This is a genomic window from Caballeronia sp. GAFFF2 (assembly GCF_023631485.1).
In the GTDB taxonomy this organism is placed as follows: domain Bacteria; phylum Pseudomonadota; class Gammaproteobacteria; order Burkholderiales; family Burkholderiaceae; genus Caballeronia.
The window spans coordinates 1-614 of sequence record NZ_JALQDA010000022.1; the positions used below are offsets into that span (position 1 = coordinate 1).

1 protein-coding gene and 3 tRNA genes are annotated in these 614 nt (G+C 54.1%); all 4 read right to left on the reverse strand.

Translation table 11 applies throughout. The annotated features are described in order from the left end of the window. A partial coding sequence (locus tag NCT04_RS13495; protein ID WP_042615313.1) for a GTP-binding protein occupies nucleotides 1-83 on the reverse strand: 83 nt, incomplete at its 3' end. Nucleotides 84-145: 62 nt separating this feature from the next. Continuing rightward, a tRNA-Thr gene (locus NCT04_RS13500) sits at nucleotides 146-220 on the reverse strand. 15 nt (nucleotides 221-235) lie between these two features. Next, nucleotides 236-309 (reverse strand) — tRNA-Gly (locus tag NCT04_RS13505). 29 nt (nucleotides 310-338) lie between these two features. Then, nucleotides 339-424: transfer RNA gene (locus tag NCT04_RS13510), tRNA-Tyr, on the reverse strand. Nucleotides 425-614 lie beyond the last annotated feature (190 nt).

Genomic DNA, 614 nt, shown 5'->3' on the forward strand with positions numbered 1-614 from the left:
AGCGTGGTCTTGCCGTGGTCAACGTGACCGATCGTGCCCACGTTCACGTGCGGCTTGGTCCGCTCGAATTTACCTTTGGCCATTTTCGACTCCTAACAGGATTTCCGCACCTTGCGCCACGCGCAACTTACTAGACTAATACTTCTGGTGCCCATGGGCAGGATCGAACTGCCGACCTCTCCCTTACCAAGGGAGTGCTCTACCACTGAGCCACATGGGCACTACAAACCGACACTGGAGCGGGTGAAGGGAATCGAACCCTCGTCATAAGCTTGGAAGGCTTCTGCTCTACCATTGAGCTACACCCGCTTGGGCTGGATTCCCTACCGCTTGAATTCTGGTGGAGGAGGTTGGATTCGAACCAACGTAGGCGTAAGCCAACAGATTTACAGTCTGCCCCCTTTAGCCACTCGGGCACCCCTCCGCAGAGAACTATCGATTATGGGGAAGAAACACGGTGTTGTCAAGCTTTCCGCGCGACCCGCATCAACTGAGGCTCTCACTTATAGTTGAAAGCGAAATGCAAAAACCCCACCTGTTTGGGGGTGGGGTTTTTGTTGCTGCATGAGGAGCCTGACGATTACCTACTTTCACACGGGAGATCCGCACTATCA